We start from the raw sequence: 15,780 nt of genomic DNA on the forward strand, positions 1-15,780 counted from the left end.
AGCCGGCCTGTCGGGTCATGACCGGAGGGATCTTTCATCCAGGCTTATGGCCTGGCGCCATCACCGACCCTGTCCTAGCCTTCTGGTCAACAAGGCCACAAATGGCCAGGGAGCGATGCAATGGCGAACAAGAAAGGAACCGAATTGGTAGCCGGGCTGGAAAAAATCTCCGGGGCAGCGGGCATTTTTGGCATCTGCTATTCGATACTCACATGGAGCGGCGTGGGCAAAGGTTTCAGTCCCTTCAGCCTTGGCTCCTGGAAAAAAACCTTGGGCAAACTGGTCGAGGATGGGCATGCCACGACCTTTCTCATCGACGGCAGAAACATCACCCTGACGGGTATCAGTGATGACGGTTGGGAGTTCGCGACAGGTGCGCTTGGCTCAACCGATTGGGCACGCGCCACGGGCAGTGCGACCACTTACGTCTACTACATCGGCGTGAACAAGGCGTTCGTGAAAAAGTACCGCAAGCTTGAAGCCAAGTTAAAGAAGACCAAGACCACTTACGATGCTTTCTGGCCCAACCTGCCTAATGCCAAAACCCAATACCAGAACTGCGTGAGCCACAGCCACTACTTGGTTTCCGAGTTGGGACTTGCTCACTGGGGCAATACCGTCAAGGGCTGGTGGATGCCTTCGGCGAGCAACTGGGTGGATTGGTTCAAGAGCTTCGCCCCTGTGCAGCGAGACGGGTTCAGCTGGAAGTACAAGAGGTTCGACGGCATGAACACGCACATTCCAGGCTAGGCGTCGCTGGGAATGGCTTGCATAAGATGGCTGCTTGACCAGCCGAACCGTTCATCACGTATTCAACGCCAACTGCGGCGTATCCGGATTCAGTTGTTGGCGCCGGAATTGCCCCGGCGGCTGTCCATGGATCTGGCGAAAACGTCTGGAAAAATAGGCCTCGTCGGCAAACCCGCACAACCTCGCCACTTCGCCCACGGGCCGCGTGCCGTTAAGCAGGTAGTTGCGCGCCGCGTGCATCCTGCGCTCAAGCACCAGCTCGGTGAAGGTCTTGCCGATCTCCTTGCGCAGCCAGTGGGTCAGGTACGTGGGTGATAGGTAAGTCGCCGCAGCCACCTTGATCAGGTTGAGGTCCGGGTCGGCGATGTTCTTGCGCAGGTATTCTGACATCCGGCCCAAGGCATCGCGGCGGCTGACTTCGGCGGCATTTTCTTCGGCCAGGCGCTTGAGCGGTTCGGCGTACAAGGCACACACGCTGCCGATCAGTTGCAGCAGCAAGCCCTTGAGCATTTCGCGGGTGCCGAACTGCCGGTTCTCGTCCAGGGCGCGCATTTGTTCGATCAAGGTGCAGACCTGGTTGAAATCCTTGTCCTCGAGAATGAAATCCAAGTGTTCCTGGAAGCGGAACGGCGACAGCTCGGGCGCCAGCAGGATCGAGACTTCCTCCAGGTCCATCGGGTCGCATTGCAGGTGCGGCAGCAGGAAGGTCTGGGAGAAATTGATCACGATGAAATTGCTGTCCGCCGGATGCGGAATCACGTGCACGCGGTGGGGCAGGATGAACGCCAGGGTGTTGCGCGGAAACGGTCGTTCGACGTTGCCGATGTGCTGCACGGTATCGCCGCCAAGGTTGATCTGGACCTGGAAGTATTCATGGCGATGCGGGCTGGTTTCGGCGCGCCGGCCCTTTTTGTCGCGGATGTAGAAGTCCGTCAATTCGCTGCGTTGCTGCATGACATACGTGGGGACTCGGCTCGGTGATGACATCTCCTGGGAATCCTCTGCGGTGTGTGGCGATGAGGACGATTGTGACGTTGCATCTGGCCGATTTTCAAGAAGTTATACGATGACATGGCGCCGGCGGGCCGTTTTCTGTCGTTCAACGGTGGAGCGTGGGTGTCCAAAAAGCGTGCAGCAGCTCATGTAAAAATTATCTTTTAAAAACAATAAGTTATTAAAAATCTAAAAATAGAACACGAAACTCAGCCAAGTCGATTTTTTTGGACAGGTTTCCTGGTCGTGGTTTCAACAGGGAAAAATGATCTAACACCTCGGTTGATTTTGAACTGTTGTACGACCACTGTGGAGCCACGCAACCCTCCTGCTCTCCAAAAACAATCAAAAGGTGCGCACCCCATGAACCTGTTCCTGTACCTCGCTGACCCTCCCGATTGCGCCGCCGACCGATCCTGGCGCAAGGCCGCTTCCCACACCTGACACCATCCGTCGGCCCCTCTCATTCCAGTAGCGATTGTTCTGCCCCGGCATCGAGGGCATTGATTTCGGCTGCTCGCAAACATCTCGACGCTTCTAACAATAACGAGGTCTATCCATGTCGAACTCACACACCTCCCAGACCACCGCCGCACCGGTGATTGCCGGCGCCCGGGACGCCGCCGCGCCAGTGCGCCTGCCGTCGCGACGGCGTTGGTTCATGCTGTCGCTGCTACTGATCGCGACGATCATCAACTACATCGACCGGGTAAATATCTCGATTGCCGCGCCATTCCTGGCCAAGGACCTGGGCCTGGACAAGATCGAAATGGGCCTGATCTTTTCGGCGTTCGCCTGGACCTACGCGATTGCGCTGGTGCCCGCCGGCTTCATCGCCGACCGCTTCGGTTCCCGGTTCACCTACGGGGTGTCGTTGATCAGTTGGTCGACGGTCACCGTGTGCCAGGGCTTGGCCACGGGGTTTGCCTCGCTGTTCGGCCTGCGCCTGGCCGTCGGCGCGATGGAAGCGCCGGCGTTTCCGGCCAACAGTCGGGCGGTCACGGTGTGGTTTCCGGCCCGTGAGCGAGGCCTGGCCAGCAGCATCTACGTGTGCGGCCAGTACCTGGGCACGGCGCTGTTTACCGGCGCGCTGCTGTGGCTAGCGACCACCTATGACTGGCGCCACGTGTTCTACAGCACCGGCGCGCTCGGCATCGTTTTCGGCGTGGCCTGGCTGTACCTGTACCGCGATCCGCTGAACTGCAAGAAGGTCAGCCAGGAAGAACTCAAGTACATCGAAGCCGGGGGCGGTCTGGTCAAGAGCAGCCAGGAGCGCACCCGCTTCAACTGGCGGCAGATCGCCGAGCTGTTCAGCCATCGGCAGGTCTGGGCGATCTGTATCGGCAAGTTCGCCAGCACCTCGGCGCTGTACTTCTTTCTCACCTGGTTCCCGACGTACCTGATCGAGGAGCGGCACCTGACCACCATCAAGGTCGGGATCTTCGCCGTGCTGCCGTTCGTCGGTGCCACGGTGGGCATCCTGCTGGCCGGGATCGTGTCCGACCTGTTGATCCGTCGTGGCTACTCATTGTCCTTCGCCCGCAAGTTGCCACTGGTGGTGGGCTCGATGCTGGGCATGTCCATCGTGCTGGTGAATTTCACCGATTCGAACCTGATCTGCATTGCCGTGCTGACGATTGCCTTCTTTGCCCAGGGCATCGCGTCGTCCTCGTGGGCGGCGGTGTCGGAAGTGGCGCCAAAGGAGCTCATCGGCCTGACCGGCGGGATCACCAGCCTGGCGGCCAACATCGGCGGCATCGTCACCCCCATCGTGATCGGCGCGATCGTGCACAAGACCGGCTCCTTCGCCTTGGCCTTCTGGTTCATCGGCGGCGTGGCGTTGATGGGCACTTTGTCTTACTCGTTGCTGCTTGGCCGCTTGTATCGCATCGAGCTCAGGGCGCGCTGAGTCCGCAGATAACCGTTTTCTCCAACATGAGGCGGCATTCCTCCAACTTCACCCGGGATTGCCGCCGTACGCTGACGTTTCCAACAGGATATTTACCAGGATGAACATGCCCGAGTACGTCTTTACCCCGGACCTGCCAGTGACCTTGCCGGTGCTCGGCAGCCCGCAGCGCTTTCCCGTCGGCCGGGTCTTTTGTGTGGGCCGCAACTATCCATGGCCTGATACCCAGGGTGAATCCCGGGTGCCGCCGGTGTTCTTCATGAAGCCCTCGACGTGCGTGGTGGACGCCGTTGGTGAAGTGCCGTTCCCGACGGTGACCGAGGAGTTCGTTCATGAAATCGAACTGGTCGTCGCCATCGGCGAAGGTGGCGCGAACATCCCCGAGGACCAGGCGCTGGCCTATGTCTGGGGCTATGCCGCCGGCCTGGATCTGACCCGCCGTGATGTCCAGCGCCGGGCCAAGCGCGACGGCCTGCCGTGGGAGGGCGCCAAGGTGTTCGACGCTGCGGCGCCAATGACGGCCATCGTGCCGGTGTCGCGGGCCGGGCACCCCGAAGGCGAGTTGTGGCTGAACGTGAACGGCCAGGAGCGCCAGCGCGACAGCCTCGACAGCCAGATCTGGTCGGTCAGCGAGATGATCAGCCGCATCTCCCAATCGGTGACGCTGCGGGCCGGCGACCTGATCATGACTGGCAGCCCGGCAGGCGTCGATCTGCTGCAACCGGGGGATGTGATCAGCGCCGGCATCGATGGCATCGGCCAACTGGAAGTGCGCGTCGGCCAGCGACCTTGAATCATTTTTGAAAAAGGAACGAGCAACATGTCCAACACGTTGAAAGTAGCGCTGGTGACCGGCGCCGGCAGCGGCATCGGTCGCGCCGTGGCCCTGGGGCTGATGGCGGATGGGTACACCTTGGTGTTGGCCGGCCGCCGGCTGGAGCCTTTGCAGGCGCTGGTCGACCTGGCCGTGAGCGAAGGGCGCGAAGCCTTGGCGGTGTCCACCGATGTGCGCGACCCGGCCAGTGTCGACGCGCTGTTTGCAAGCATTGAAGAGGTCTACGGACGCCTGGACGTGGTGTTCAACAACGCCGGGGTCAATGCGCCTGCCATGCCGCTGGATGAACTGAGCTTCGAGCAGTGGCGCAACGTGATCGACACCAACCTCAACGGCGTTTTCCTCTGCGCCCGGGGCGCCTTCGGCCTGATGCGCCGGCAACAGCCCCAGGGTGGACGCATCATCAACAACGGTTCGATCTCGGCCCACACCCCACGCCCCTTCAGCAGCGCCTACACCGCCAGCAAACATGCGGTGCTGGGGTTGACCAAATCCCTGGCCCTGGACGGACGCGAATACAACATCGCCTGCAGCCAGATCGACATCGGCAACGCCCTCACCGAGATGTCCGTGCGCATGACCAAAGGCGTGCGCCAGGCCAACGGCACTGTCGCGGTGGAGCCGATGGTGGACGTCAAGCACGTGGCCGATGCGGTGCGCTACATCGCCGGCCTGCCGTTGTCGGCCAACGTCCTGAACATGACCGTCATGGCCACCGCCATGCCGTTTGCCGGTCGCGGTTGAGCCGGTTTTTTCATTCGTTACACGAGGTCCACATGAAGCCAGAAGTCTTGCAACTCAGCCCGATCCTGATTCCTGAAATCAACACCCGACTCAACGAGCTGTTCACGATCCGGCGCTATTTCGAACAGGCCGACAAACCCGCCTACCTGCGAGAACATGGCGCCCACATTCGTGGCGTGATCACGGGTGGGCATACCGGCATCAGCCAAGCGGTGATGGCGCAACTGCCCAAGCTGGAAGTGGTGGCGGTCAACGGCGTGGGCACCGATGCGGTGGACCTGGCCTACGCCCGGGATCGCGGGATCCGCGTGACAGCCACCATCGGCGCCCTGACCGAAGACGTCGCCGACCTGGCCATCGGCCTGTTGATCGCCGTGTGCCGCGGCCTGTGCACCGGTGACCGATACGTACGCTCGGGCCAGTGGCCCCAGAGCCCGACGCCACTGGCCCCGCTGCCACTGGCCCGGCAAGTGTCCGGCATGCGCATCGGCATCGTCGGCATGGGCCGGGTCGGTCGCGCCGTGGCCACCCGGGCCGCCGCGTTCGGTTGCCCGATCCGCTACACCGATTTGCAGCCCATGAACGACGTGAGCCACACCTTCGTCGCCGACCTCACGCAACTGGCCCGCGAGAGCGACGCTCTCATTCTCGCCGCGGCCGCCGACCAGGCCAAAGCTATCATCGATGCCCAAGTGCTGCAGGCCTTGGGCAAGGGCGGCTACCTGATCAACGTCGCCCGCGGCAAATTGGTCAACGAGACCGACCTGGTGGCGGCGCTGACCGCCGGGGACATCGCCGGCGCGGCGCTGGATGTGTTTGTCGATGAACCGAACGTGCCCGAGGCGCTGTTTGGCAACGAGCACGTGGTGCTGCAACCCCACCGCGCCAGCGCGACGTTGCAAACCCGCACGCGGATGGGGGAAATGGTGGTGGCGAGCCTGGTGGACAGTTTTGCCGGAAAGGTGCCGCAAGGCTGTGTAACGGGCTAAGGCGGACTGCCACGAGGTTCGGCGATTCCTGGGAAGGGTGATGGGTTAGACTGGCGGCCGGATGGGATGGCGAAAAGAGGCCGCCGTTGAACGAACAGACATTGTCCATGCGCCTGGAACGCGTGGCGGCGCAGGTGCCGGCAGGGGCGCGGCTGGCCGATATTGGCTCGGACCACGCCTACTTGCCGGTGGCCTTGCTGCGCCGGGGTGCCATCGTCGCGGCGGTGGCCGGCGAAGTGGCCCTGACGCCGCTGCGCGCGGCCGAACGGACCGTGCGCGAGAACGGCCTGGAGCCGTGGATCAGCGTGCGCCGGGCCAATGGCCTGGCCGCCATCGAGCCGGGAGACAACATCACGGCCATCAGCCTCTGCGGCATGGGCGGCGAAACCATTCGCGACATTCTCGACAGCGGCAAGGTACGCTTGAGCGGCCATGAACGCTTGATCCTGCAACCCAACGGCGGCGAGCAACCCCTGCGCCAATGGCTGATGGAAAACGGCTACCGCATCCTCTTCGAGGAAGTGCTGCGGGAAAACCGCTTCGACTATGAAATCATCGTCGCCGAGCGCGCCGACCCGGTGACCTACACCGCCGAAGAACTCTACTTCGGCCCTCTGCAAATGCAGGTCCGCAGCCCGGCATTCCTGGCCAAGTGGCAACGCCTGCTGCGCCTCAAGCACAAGACCCTGAACCACTTCGCCCGGGCGCGACAGGCCGTGCCCGAGCAGAAGGTTCAAGAGATCGAGCGGCAGGCGCGGTGGATCAGTGACTTGCTGGCCTGAATCATGCCAAGCCTACCCACGTTCCACACGCCCCGCCTTATCCTCACGCCGCTTGAGCTGGCCGACGCGCCGGTGATCCAGCGGCTGTTTCCCCACTGGGAAGTGGTGCGCTACCTCGACAACCGCGTGCCCTGGCCCTATCCGGATGACGGCGCGCTGACGTACGTTCGTGACCATGCACTCCCCGCCATGGCAGCCAGGCTCGAGTGGCACTGGATGATCCGCATCGCCGAAGAGCCGACGCAGCGCATCGGCAGCATCAGCCTCTACGACCAGCCCGGCAACCACCGAGGTTTCTGGCTCGCGCCGCAATGGCAGGGCAGGGGCTACATGCGCGAAGCCTGCGTGGTCATCAATACCTACTGGTTTGAAACGCTGGGACGCCCCGTCATGCAAGTGCCCAAGGCCGTGAGCAACCAGGCTTCGCGGCGGGTTTCGGAGCGCGAAGGCATGCGCATGATCGGCACGCAGCAGGGGGATTTTGTTTGTGGGGCGCTGCTGAAGGAGGTGTGGGAAATGACGCGTGAGGAGTGGTTGGGGAAAAAAGCGGTGTCAGGGCCGCGTTGAGACGTGTTCGAATACGGCGAGTCCGCCTTTAAACCTCCTTTACCAAACCCAGTCCAACGCGATTGATTTACAATACCGCTCCTTCGGCAGAGGCTGGCCCCCAGTGGATGCACTTTCCCTTTTTTATCAACACCTGAGCGCATGGGTCATCACGCCCATTGCCAACCAGTTCCTGGGCATTTTCAATTTCAACGGCCGGTTCGGCATCCTGTTTCTCTGCGCGTCCTACGGCGTCGCCTATGGCCTGTTTCGTTTCCGCAAACAGCGCGGCCTGACCGACGCACGCTCGTTCTGGCAATTCATCGGCGGTCGCCAGGTGAATCTGCATCGTTCGGCGCTGCTGGATTATCGCTACTACTTCGTACGGGCCATTCTCAAAGTGGCCCTGGTCTTGCCCATCGTCCATCTGGTGGACCCGTACATCCTGCGGTCCGGCGATTACCAGGCGTTTTTCAGCAACCTCTGGGGCGCACGGCCGCGGCTGGGGGAGGGCCTTTCGCTCGCGTTGCTCTATGGCTTGGGCGTGTTCCTGGTGAAGGATTTCGTGCACTACTGGGTGCATCGGGTCTTCCACTCGCGTTGGCTCTGGGCTTTCCACAAGGTCCATCACTCGGCGCCGGTGCTGGTGCCGGCCACGGCGAGCCGGGTGCATTTCGTGGAGAAAATCGTCGAAAAGCTCGGCCTCACCGCTGGCGTGGGCCTTTTCGCGGGGTGCTTCTGGTATGCGTGTGGCGGGGAGGTCAGCCGCTATACACTGTTCGGCGTGACGTACCTGGTGTTCATCTTCAATAGCCTGGCGGCCAACCTGCGGCACACCCATGTCTGGCTGTCCTTTGGCCCGGTGCTCGAACATGTGCTGAACAGCCCGGCCCAGCACCAGATCCACCACAGCGACGCGCCGCGGCATTTCAACCGAAATTTCGGCATCAACCTGTCGTTGTGGGACTGGATGTTCGGCACGCTCTACGTCACCCGTTCGCAGCCAGAAGTTCTGCGTTTTGGTACCGGGGAGCAGGACCATCATCGCTACCTGACGGTTTATAGCCTGATCGTCACGCCTTTTGTCGAGACGGCGCGCAAGCTCCTGGCCGCGTTTTCCCGATCCGACTCGACCCTCAAGGACGCACCATGATATTGCAACACAGGCCAGTGACGGCGGATGACATCGAAGCCATCTGCAGCTTCGTGCAGGACGCGCGGGAGCTGTTTTTCATGTTCCCGAAAGCTCAATACCCTCTGACAGAGACCCAGCTGTCCAACGCTATCGCTCAACGATTCGATTCGACGGTCGTTGAGGCAGGAAACAGCGTCGTCGGCTTCGCCAACTTCTATCGGGCTGAAACGGGTGGGGTTTGCTGTATCGGTAATGTGATCGTTGCCCCAGAGGCCCGAGGCAAAGGCGTTGCAAGCTTTCTCGTGGAAACGATGACGGCGCTGGCGTCCGACCGCTATGCCGCCGCTGAGGTGCAGATATCGTGCTTCAACGAAAATACGGCAGGTTTGCTGCTCTATCCGAGACTGGGTTTTTTGCCCTTCGCTATCGAAGAGTGAGTTTCTCCGGATAATTGTAGAGTTGCGCTCATTCATATGCGTCGCGGTAGGGAAGGGAAGCAGTAGCACCTGCCGTTTTCAATCCATCTTCAAGGACGAACCTTCAAGGACGACCCCATGACCGCATCCCCCGCCAAACTCATCTTCCTGCCCGGCGCCTCCGGCAACACCCAGTTCTGGCGTCCAGTCGCCGAGCGCTTGGCCCATCCGGCGCGGCAAGTACACATCGGCTGGCCCGGTTTTGGCGACACGCCGCCTGAGCCTGATGTGACCGGCATGAAGGACCTGGTGACTCGCGTACTGGCCGAGATCGACCGACCCACAGCCCTGGTCGAGTTGAGCATGCCCGTGCTGCTCCTCTGGGGCGATGCCGATCCGATCAGCCCCGTTCGCGTCGGCCAGCGTCTTGCCCAGCTGTTGCCTTGCGCTGAACTGCACGTTTTCCCGGGCGCCGATCACAGTTTGGGCTTTACTCACGCAGAGGAAGCGGCGCGGCTGATCGACGGGCATCTGAGCAGCAGGTGAGTGGCGTTTGTTTTCAACGCGGTTGATCGTCGCGCAGGCACTTTCGTATAAACCCATGGATCCCAAACCCTTTCGAGCTACCAATGACTGACTATCGTGGATTAATCTTCGAAGACACCCGTCAAGGCGCCACCGACCGTGCCATCTCGCAGCTGGAAGCCAAGCTGGGCGCCCGCTTGCCGGACGACTATCGCCAGTTCCTCAAGACCTGCAACGGCGCCTACGTGGAATACGATGTGCTGGCCACCCTCGCCAATGGCGAGGAGGAACTGCTGAGCTTTTCGCTGTACGGGCTGGATCCGGACGAAGAATACGAATCCAACCCCTTTGAACTGGAGCAACTGCAGGCCCAGCCTGACTTCCCCGCCACCGGACTGCTGCCCATCGGCCGCGACGGCGGCGCGAGCATACTGCTGCTGGACCTGCGGGACGGGCGCCAGGACGTGGCGGCGATGGTGGCGGGCTTACCCGCTTGGACTGGGCGTCGCCAGCAAGGCGATGAATACGTCGTGCTGGCGGATTCCTTCAATGGCTACTTGGATTTGCTGCATCTCTCCCACGAGCGGATCGAGGAACACATCAATCACTTCATCATCAGCCCTGACAGTATCGAGGCGACGTTGGAGTGGCTGGACAAGGGGAGCCCGGGGTGGCGGGAGCGGTATCGGGCGTTGTGGAATGGGAGGGTGGTGCAGAGGTTGATTTGATGGGTGAGCGGGTGGGGGAGTTTTGCTTGCGTGGGGGTGTGTAGCAGGCTTGTTTTGGCTGGGAGCTGGCTCGCAGGTAGTGGCTGCTTTCGTTTTAAAAATGAGCGTACACCGCTTATCCAGTATTCACTGAAGGGATGAACACGATGAGCCGCACCAGCCATGTCTGCTTGATGGCGACCTATAACGAGTGGATGAACGCGAAGGTTTATGAGGCGGCCGCAAGCCTGCCCGATGAAGCGCTCTCAGTGGATAGGAAAGCATTCTTTGGTTCTATTCTCGGGACGTTGAACCACTTGGTGGTCGGGGACACTATTTGGCTAAAGCGATTCGCCACGCATCCAGCGAACCACTTTGCTCTGGAGCCGATTCGGCCGCTTCCTACGCCCCAAAGCCTCGAGCATTTACTGTTCTCGAATATCCGAGAACTTTCGGCACATCGAGCATGGCTCGATCAGATAATTGTCGAGTGGTCTCGCGCCATTACAGAGTTGGATTTAGACCATACCCTCAATTACGCAAGCACGAAGGGAGTCCCCGCTAACAGGAACTTTTATGGCTTGCTCGTGCATTTCTTCAACCATCAGACGCATCACCGTGGACAAGTTACTACCTTGCTTTCACAAGCGGGTGTCGACGTAGGCAGTACGGATCTGCTCGCTCTCATTCCATCCGAGCCCTGCACTCAATAGAAGTGAAAGCGTCGCGGTGCCGTCGTATTGCTGCGAGCTCAAGAAAACGCTGAACCCGTGGCGAGGGAGCTTGCTCCCGCTGGGCCGGTCCGACGCCTCGGGCGTAGCGGCCCTTTTTGTGAGCGCTTCGCACTGGTGCGCCAGCCCGGTCAAGCGGGAGCAAGCTCCCTCGCCACAGGTTTGTCGGTTGGCAGGTTTATAGAGTGGAACCGGCCGGCGCCGCGTCCAATCGTCGTGCAATCACATCCATCACATCGCAACCATCGCGCAGTGGGATGCAGCAAAGCTGTGCTAGGTCTTGCAAGGTCGCGGGGTCGATGGTTTGTTCATCGCGCATCGCCAAGTTCTCCAGGAACTGGGTCGCGGCGCGGATTCGGTAGGCGGCTGAGTCGAGCAGGATGTGTAGTGGGGCGGTGGTGTCGACGTAGAGAGGTTGGTCGTCGGCGTTGCTGGTAAGGCCCATGTACGGGTTCATATCAATTCCCTGTGTTGTTGAAGGAATTGTGTCAATCGGGTCGCCAAACCCGGTCGCCCTCGGGGCGACTCAAAAACTATAGACGCTTCCCCAAAAAATACACAAGGCCGTCGCAGGCAGGCCAATTCCCAACAATATGTAGGAAATTGCCGTAGCCTCATCACCCGTTTCCCGCCGCCAGCCGTCATTTTCAGCCCTATCCCTCCCACAACCCCATCGCGCATTCCCAACCACCACGGGATAATGCTGGCAGGCTTGAGGACAAGCGCTTTACTTCGATGGTAAGGACGGCAGAGAAGGATCGGACGCAATGACAGATTGGCTTCAGCGTTATGGAGACATGGCCGGACGGATACGCCGCCATGATTGGGCGGCGACGTCACTCGGGCCGCTGGAGCGGTGGCCGGATGTGTTGAAGACGACCGTCGCGCTGAGCCTTGCCTCTCATTTTCCCCAGGCCATTATTTGGGGGCCGGAGCTGGTCACGTTGTACAACGATGCATTCGCTCCCATCCTCGGCAACAAGCCCGAGGCGTTGGGGCGGCGGTTCGATGAGGTGTGGCAGGAGGTCTGGAGCGAGATCGGGCCGATCGCGCGCGGTGCCTTCGACGGGCAAGCGACTTTTATAGAAAATTTCCCCCTGGTGATCGAGCGCGGCGGTGGGCCGGAGCCGGCCTATTTCACCTTTTGCTTCAGCCCCATCCGTGATCAGTTCGGCAACGTCGTGGGCATGCTCGATACGGTCACCGAGACCACGGCGACGGTGTTCATGACCCAGCGCCTGGCGGTGCTCGATGCCATTGGCAATGCCGTGGCGAACGCCAGCGACTCGCAGACGATCATGGCGACCACCACGCAGATTCTGGCGGCGCGCCTGAACCTGTCCAATTGCGCTTATGCCGACATGGATGAGGACGAGGACGGTTTCACCATTCGTGGCGATTGGGCCCGGGAGGGCTCGCCCCATATCGTCGGACACTATCGCCTGGCGGATTTCGGGCAACTGGCGGTCGCCAACCTGCGGGCCGGCAAGCCACTGGTGGTCAACGATAACCTCAAGGAACTGGCGCCCGAAGAAGCGGCGACGTTCCAGGCCATTGGCATCGCGGCCACCATTTGCGTTCCGTTGATCAAGAATGGGCGCTTGACCGCGTTGATGGCCATTCACGACAGCGCGCCCCGGGTCTGGTCTTCCAACGACCTGGCGCTGTTGAAGGAGGTCACACAACGGTCCTGGGCCCACATCGAGCGCGCCCGGGCCGACGCGGCGGTCCGCGAAGGCCTGGCGGCGCTGGCTGAGTTGAACGCGACGCTGGAGGAGCGCGTCGAGGAACGCACCGCGCGCCTGAAACAGACCGAGGCGGCGCTTCGCCAGTCGCAAAAACTCGAAGCCATCGGCCAGCTTACCGGCGGCGTGGCGCATGACTTCAACAACCTGCTGACGATCATTCGTTCTTCCGTTGACTTCCTGCGCATGCCCAACCTGTCCGAAGAACGTCGGCAGCGCTACATGACGGCAGTGTCCGAGACGGTGGAGCGTGCCGCCAAGTTGACCAGCCAGTTGCTCGCGTTTGCCCGGCGCCAGCCGCTCAAGCCGCAAATCGTCGACGTCGGCAAACAGGTGCGGAGCCTGGGGGACATGCTGCAAACCGTCACGGGCGCGCGGATCCAGGTGATTGTCGAGCTGTGCGACCGGCCTTGTCACATCCGGGCGGACCTGAGCCAGTTCGAAACGGCCCTGATCAACATGGCCCTCAACGCCCGCGATGCGATGAACGGCCAGGGCACGTTGTGGCTGCGGCTCAGTGGCGGCAAGGGCATGCCGCCGATCCGGGGTCATGCCGGGGCCGGGCAAGCCTTTGCGGCCGTGACCCTGGCGGACACCGGCAGCGGCATCGCACCGCAAGTGCTGGAGCATATTTTCGAGCCGTTCTTTACCACCAAGGAAGTGGGCAAGGGGACGGGGCTGGGGTTGTCCCAGGTGTTCGGTTTTGCCAAGCAGTCCGGCGGCAATGTGGATGTGTCGACCGTGGTGGGCGAAGGGACGGTGTTCACCTTGTACCTGCCGGAAGTCGAGCACGAAGCGAGCCATGAACCCGACCGCGAAGAAACCTCGCACCTGGTGCTGGAAAAGGGCAAGCGCCGGGTCCTGGTGGTGGAAGACAACCTGGAAGTGGGGCGTTTTGCGAACCAGATCCTGCAAGACCTGGGGTACGAGACGGCCTGGGCGACCAACGCCGAGGAGGCGCTGGAAATGGTCGGTGCGGATGCGATGGCTTTCGACGCGGTCTTTTCCGATGTCGTCATGCCGGGCATCAGTGGCATCGCCCTGGCAAAAGAGTTGCGCCAGCGTCGCAAGGACTTGCCGGTGGTGCTGACGTCCGGCTACAGCGAGGAATTGGCCTTTACCGGTCATGAAGGCTTTGAATTCCTGTCCAAGCCTTATTCGGCAGACCAGGTTTCCCGGGTGCTGAGCCGAACGATGCTGGGCACCGACTGACTGTATCGGGCGTGAAACAGCACGGATCCATTCGTCGGCGAGGCGCCATCTGAACCTTCGGTCTGGAGATGACCGGCTAGTCTGAAAGGCAAAGGTCGATATTTTTCAGGCAATGGGTTGTTGCCGGTATGGGCCTGAACGAGAGGGGAAAGGCGATGGGAGCACCGTACAGCGAGGAGAACGGAGCCGTATATCCAATCAACGAAGGATTGCAGTGTGGACAGTCGGCCTACCGGTCAGACTTCGGCGACGAGCCGATCAAGTCCATCCGCACCAAAGTGCCAAAAGTGCAGCGAGGCGAGAAGGCCAAGTTCTTGCCCCGGATTCCAGCCAGGAAGTAGCGGCGCATCGGAGCGGCTGTCGCTTGGCTTTGTAGGCGCCGATCAATGTTTTTCATCTTTTTTCCAGGGTGGGTTTCTTTCACGTTTCTTTCACAAGTGGCCACGTAGTCTGGGCTCATCCGTTAGAAAGCAGTACCTGCCCGTTTCCCCAGCGGGCTTTTTTTTGCCTGTCATAAAACTCCCCCTGTGTTCGCTGTCCAAGCGGTATGGCTGGTTCCGTTTGGCGTAGACTCGCGCCCGCGTGTACCGGCTCTTCCTGCCGATACGGCATTTTTGAGGTTTTCATCATGCGTTTGACTTTGTCCACCTTGGTACTTGGGCTTGTGGTTGCTCAGGGTGCGATGGCTGCTGGCGACGGCACCGCCGCGATTGGCGGTGGCCTGGGCGGTGTGTTGGGTAATGTGGTCGGCCAACAAATGGGCGGCAGCACAGGCGCCGCGATTGGCGCGGGTGTCGGCGGCGCAGCCGGCAGTGCGGTCGGTGCTCGCAAGGGCAGCCGTACGGAAGCGGCTATTGGCGGCGGCCTGGGTTCGGCGGGTGGTTCGATTGTAGGTAACCGTCTGGGCGGGTCCACCGGTTCTACCATTGGTGCGGGTATCGGTGGCGCGGCCGGTGGGGCGTTGGGGAGCAACTTGTCCAACGATAACGACCGTCACTCAGGTGGCAAGAAGTACAAGCACAAGAGAAGGCATCGTTAATTGGATGTTTGAGTGGAGAAGCCCGGGCGTTGTGCCGGGGTGTTGCTCACTTAGAGAAAACGGCGTTTCTTTCAGAGATGGAAGGCGCCGTTTTTTTTGGGCTTCGTTTTTGGGGACGAGCAAATTTGCCTGAGGCTATGTAGGGGCCTGCCTCGCAGGCCAGCGGGAGCAAGCTCCCTCGCCACAGGGGGCAATGTCCTTGCCCCCAACCACCAGAGGGGTAAGGTATTTATCTGAACGTTTACTTCCGGCCAGCTTCGAATTCATACATTCATCAGCAATTGCGAGGTGTGCCATGACGCCGCAAACCGAAGGCAAGGAAGAAAAAGGGCTGACGGGCGTTCCCTTCATCAATGATCCGGGCCTCAACGACCCGGGCAATGAAGACCCCGGCTCGCTGATGGATGACGCGCAGGTTCCATTGATCGACGATGAAACCCCGGAATACCCGCTGCCATCGCCCACCAACTCCCTGGGGCGCGACCAGCGCCCTCCCGACGATGACGAGGGCGCGGAGCCAGTGCCCAGTGACGACGAAGAGGTCGAGGCGACCCCGGACGACCCGGACATCGCCGGTGACGATGCGTCCGGCAAACCGAGCTGATCCGGCCCGCCTGTCGATTTCCCGGCACCGGCACCGGCACCAGCGACAGCGGCGGCAGTTCGGGCGGCAGCAGTTCGAGCCAGTAGGCGCCGCCGAGTGCACCGAGGCGGCGATCTTT

General features: G+C 61.1%; 16 protein-coding genes and 1 pseudogene. 15 read left to right on the top strand and 2 right to left on the bottom strand.

All coding sequences use genetic code 11. From position 1 onward, the window contains the following. Positions 1-120: 120 nt before the first annotated feature. Positions 121-750, top strand: a complete 630-nt coding sequence (locus tag ACODSJ_RS19925; RefSeq protein WP_489103358.1) for a hypothetical protein — start codon at positions 121-123, stop codon at positions 748-750. A 54-nt stretch (positions 751-804) separates the two neighbouring features. On the opposite strand, the gene ACODSJ_RS19930 is transcribed toward ACODSJ_RS19925, so the two are convergent. Then, positions 805-1,737: a helix-turn-helix transcriptional regulator gene (locus ACODSJ_RS19930; protein WP_489103359.1), complete on the bottom strand. Its 933-nt coding sequence runs from the start codon at positions 1,735-1,737 to the stop codon at positions 805-807. Between the two features lie 565 nt (positions 1,738-2,302). On the opposite strand from ACODSJ_RS19930, the gene ACODSJ_RS19935 reads away from it, so the two are divergent. The 11 genes and pseudogenes from ACODSJ_RS19935 to ACODSJ_RS19985 all read left to right on the top strand — a co-directional run bounded on the left by ACODSJ_RS19935 (position 2,303) and on the right by ACODSJ_RS19985 (position 11,044). Continuing rightward, complete coding sequence (locus tag ACODSJ_RS19935; RefSeq protein ID WP_489103360.1) at positions 2,303-3,652, top strand: MFS transporter; 1,350 nt, start codon at positions 2,303-2,305, stop codon at positions 3,650-3,652. Between the two features lie 100 nt (positions 3,653-3,752). Beyond that, positions 3,753-4,445, top strand: a complete 693-nt coding sequence (locus ACODSJ_RS19940) for a fumarylacetoacetate hydrolase family protein (protein WP_489103361.1) — start codon at positions 3,753-3,755, stop codon at positions 4,443-4,445. Between the two features lie 27 nt (positions 4,446-4,472). Beyond that, positions 4,473-5,231, top strand: a complete 759-nt coding sequence (locus ACODSJ_RS19945; protein WP_489103362.1) for an SDR family oxidoreductase — start codon at positions 4,473-4,475, stop codon at positions 5,229-5,231. Positions 5,232-5,263: 32 nt separating this feature from the next. Then, positions 5,264-6,220: a 2-hydroxyacid dehydrogenase gene (locus ACODSJ_RS19950; RefSeq protein ID WP_489103363.1), complete on the top strand. Its 957-nt coding sequence runs from the start codon at positions 5,264-5,266 to the stop codon at positions 6,218-6,220. 86 nt (positions 6,221-6,306) lie between these two features. After that, positions 6,307-7,002, top strand: a complete 696-nt coding sequence (locus tag ACODSJ_RS19955) for a tRNA (adenine(22)-N(1))-methyltransferase (RefSeq protein ID WP_489103364.1) — start codon at positions 6,307-6,309, stop codon at positions 7,000-7,002. 3 nt (positions 7,003-7,005) lie between these two features. Continuing rightward, positions 7,006-7,569 carry a GNAT family N-acetyltransferase gene (locus ACODSJ_RS19960; protein ID WP_489103365.1) on the top strand — a complete coding sequence of 188 codons (564 nt, stop codon included), beginning with the start codon at positions 7,006-7,008 and terminating at the stop codon, positions 7,567-7,569. A gap of 103 nt (positions 7,570-7,672) precedes the next feature. Continuing rightward, positions 7,673-8,701, top strand: coding sequence for a sterol desaturase family protein (locus tag ACODSJ_RS19965; protein ID WP_489103366.1), 1,029 nt, complete (start codon positions 7,673-7,675; stop codon positions 8,699-8,701). Next, positions 8,698-9,186, top strand: a pseudogene (locus ACODSJ_RS19970) (GNAT family N-acetyltransferase). The gene ACODSJ_RS19965 and the pseudogene ACODSJ_RS19970 overlap by 4 nt, the downstream one beginning before the upstream one ends. A gap of 51 nt (positions 9,187-9,237) precedes the next feature. Continuing rightward, positions 9,238-9,645, top strand: coding sequence for an alpha/beta fold hydrolase (locus ACODSJ_RS19975; protein ID WP_489103367.1), 408 nt, complete (start codon positions 9,238-9,240; stop codon positions 9,643-9,645). 83 nt (positions 9,646-9,728) lie between these two features. Then, entirely contained in the window at positions 9,729-10,352 is a 624-nt protein-coding gene (locus ACODSJ_RS19980; RefSeq protein WP_489103368.1) for an SMI1/KNR4 family protein, read from the top strand. 146 nt (positions 10,353-10,498) lie between these two features. Continuing rightward, a complete protein-coding gene (locus tag ACODSJ_RS19985) occupies positions 10,499-11,044 on the top strand; it encodes a DinB family protein (RefSeq protein ID WP_489103369.1) in 546 nt (181 codons plus the stop codon). A gap of 196 nt (positions 11,045-11,240) precedes the next feature. On the opposite strand, the gene ACODSJ_RS19990 is transcribed toward ACODSJ_RS19985, so the two are convergent. Beyond that, on the bottom strand, positions 11,241-11,519 hold the full coding sequence (locus ACODSJ_RS19990; protein WP_489103370.1) for a short-chain dehydrogenase: 279 nt from the start codon (positions 11,517-11,519) through the stop codon (positions 11,241-11,243). Positions 11,520-11,829: 310 nt separating this feature from the next. Here ACODSJ_RS19990 and ACODSJ_RS19995 point away from each other — a divergent pair, with 310 nt between their 5' ends. The 3 genes from ACODSJ_RS19995 to ACODSJ_RS20005 all read left to right on the top strand — a co-directional run bounded on the left by ACODSJ_RS19995 (position 11,830) and on the right by ACODSJ_RS20005 (position 15,662). Next, positions 11,830-14,019 carry a GAF domain-containing hybrid sensor histidine kinase/response regulator gene (locus ACODSJ_RS19995; RefSeq protein ID WP_489103371.1) on the top strand — a complete coding sequence of 730 codons (2,190 nt, stop codon included), beginning with the start codon at positions 11,830-11,832 and terminating at the stop codon, positions 14,017-14,019. Between the two features lie 628 nt (positions 14,020-14,647). After that, positions 14,648-15,058, top strand: a complete 411-nt coding sequence (locus ACODSJ_RS20000) for a glycine zipper domain-containing protein (RefSeq protein WP_489103372.1) — start codon at positions 14,648-14,650, stop codon at positions 15,056-15,058. A gap of 400 nt (positions 15,059-15,458) precedes the next feature. Beyond that, on the top strand, positions 15,459-15,662 hold the full coding sequence (locus ACODSJ_RS20005; protein ID WP_489103397.1) for a hypothetical protein: 204 nt from the start codon (positions 15,459-15,461) through the stop codon (positions 15,660-15,662). Positions 15,663-15,780 lie beyond the last annotated feature (118 nt).

Source organism: Pseudomonas sp. FG6, from assembly GCF_057809015.1.

Coding starts and splice junctions, on each gene's coding strand:
- ACODSJ_RS19925 (WP_489103358.1), top strand. CDS start 121: ATGGCGAACAAGAAAGGAACCGAATTGGTAGCCGGGCTGGAAAAAATC.
- ACODSJ_RS19930 (WP_489103359.1), bottom strand. CDS start 1,737: ATGTCATCACCGAGCCGAGTCCCCACGTATGTCATGCAGCAACGCAGC.
- ACODSJ_RS19935 (WP_489103360.1), top strand. CDS start 2,303: ATGTCGAACTCACACACCTCCCAGACCACCGCCGCACCGGTGATTGCC.
- ACODSJ_RS19940 (WP_489103361.1), top strand. CDS start 3,753: ATGAACATGCCCGAGTACGTCTTTACCCCGGACCTGCCAGTGACCTTG.
- ACODSJ_RS19945 (WP_489103362.1), top strand. CDS start 4,473: ATGTCCAACACGTTGAAAGTAGCGCTGGTGACCGGCGCCGGCAGCGGC.
- ACODSJ_RS19950 (WP_489103363.1), top strand. CDS start 5,264: ATGAAGCCAGAAGTCTTGCAACTCAGCCCGATCCTGATTCCTGAAATC.
- ACODSJ_RS19960 (WP_489103365.1), top strand. CDS start 7,006: ATGCCAAGCCTACCCACGTTCCACACGCCCCGCCTTATCCTCACGCCG.
- ACODSJ_RS19975 (WP_489103367.1), top strand. CDS start 9,238: ATGACCGCATCCCCCGCCAAACTCATCTTCCTGCCCGGCGCCTCCGGC.
- ACODSJ_RS19980 (WP_489103368.1), top strand. CDS start 9,729: ATGACTGACTATCGTGGATTAATCTTCGAAGACACCCGTCAAGGCGCC.
- ACODSJ_RS19985 (WP_489103369.1), top strand. CDS start 10,499: ATGAGCCGCACCAGCCATGTCTGCTTGATGGCGACCTATAACGAGTGG.
- ACODSJ_RS19990 (WP_489103370.1), bottom strand. CDS start 11,519: ATGAACCCGTACATGGGCCTTACCAGCAACGCCGACGACCAACCTCTC.
- ACODSJ_RS19995 (WP_489103371.1), top strand. CDS start 11,830: ATGACAGATTGGCTTCAGCGTTATGGAGACATGGCCGGACGGATACGC.
- ACODSJ_RS20000 (WP_489103372.1), top strand. CDS start 14,648: ATGCGTTTGACTTTGTCCACCTTGGTACTTGGGCTTGTGGTTGCTCAG.
- ACODSJ_RS20005 (WP_489103397.1), top strand. CDS start 15,459: ATGGATGACGCGCAGGTTCCATTGATCGACGATGAAACCCCGGAATAC.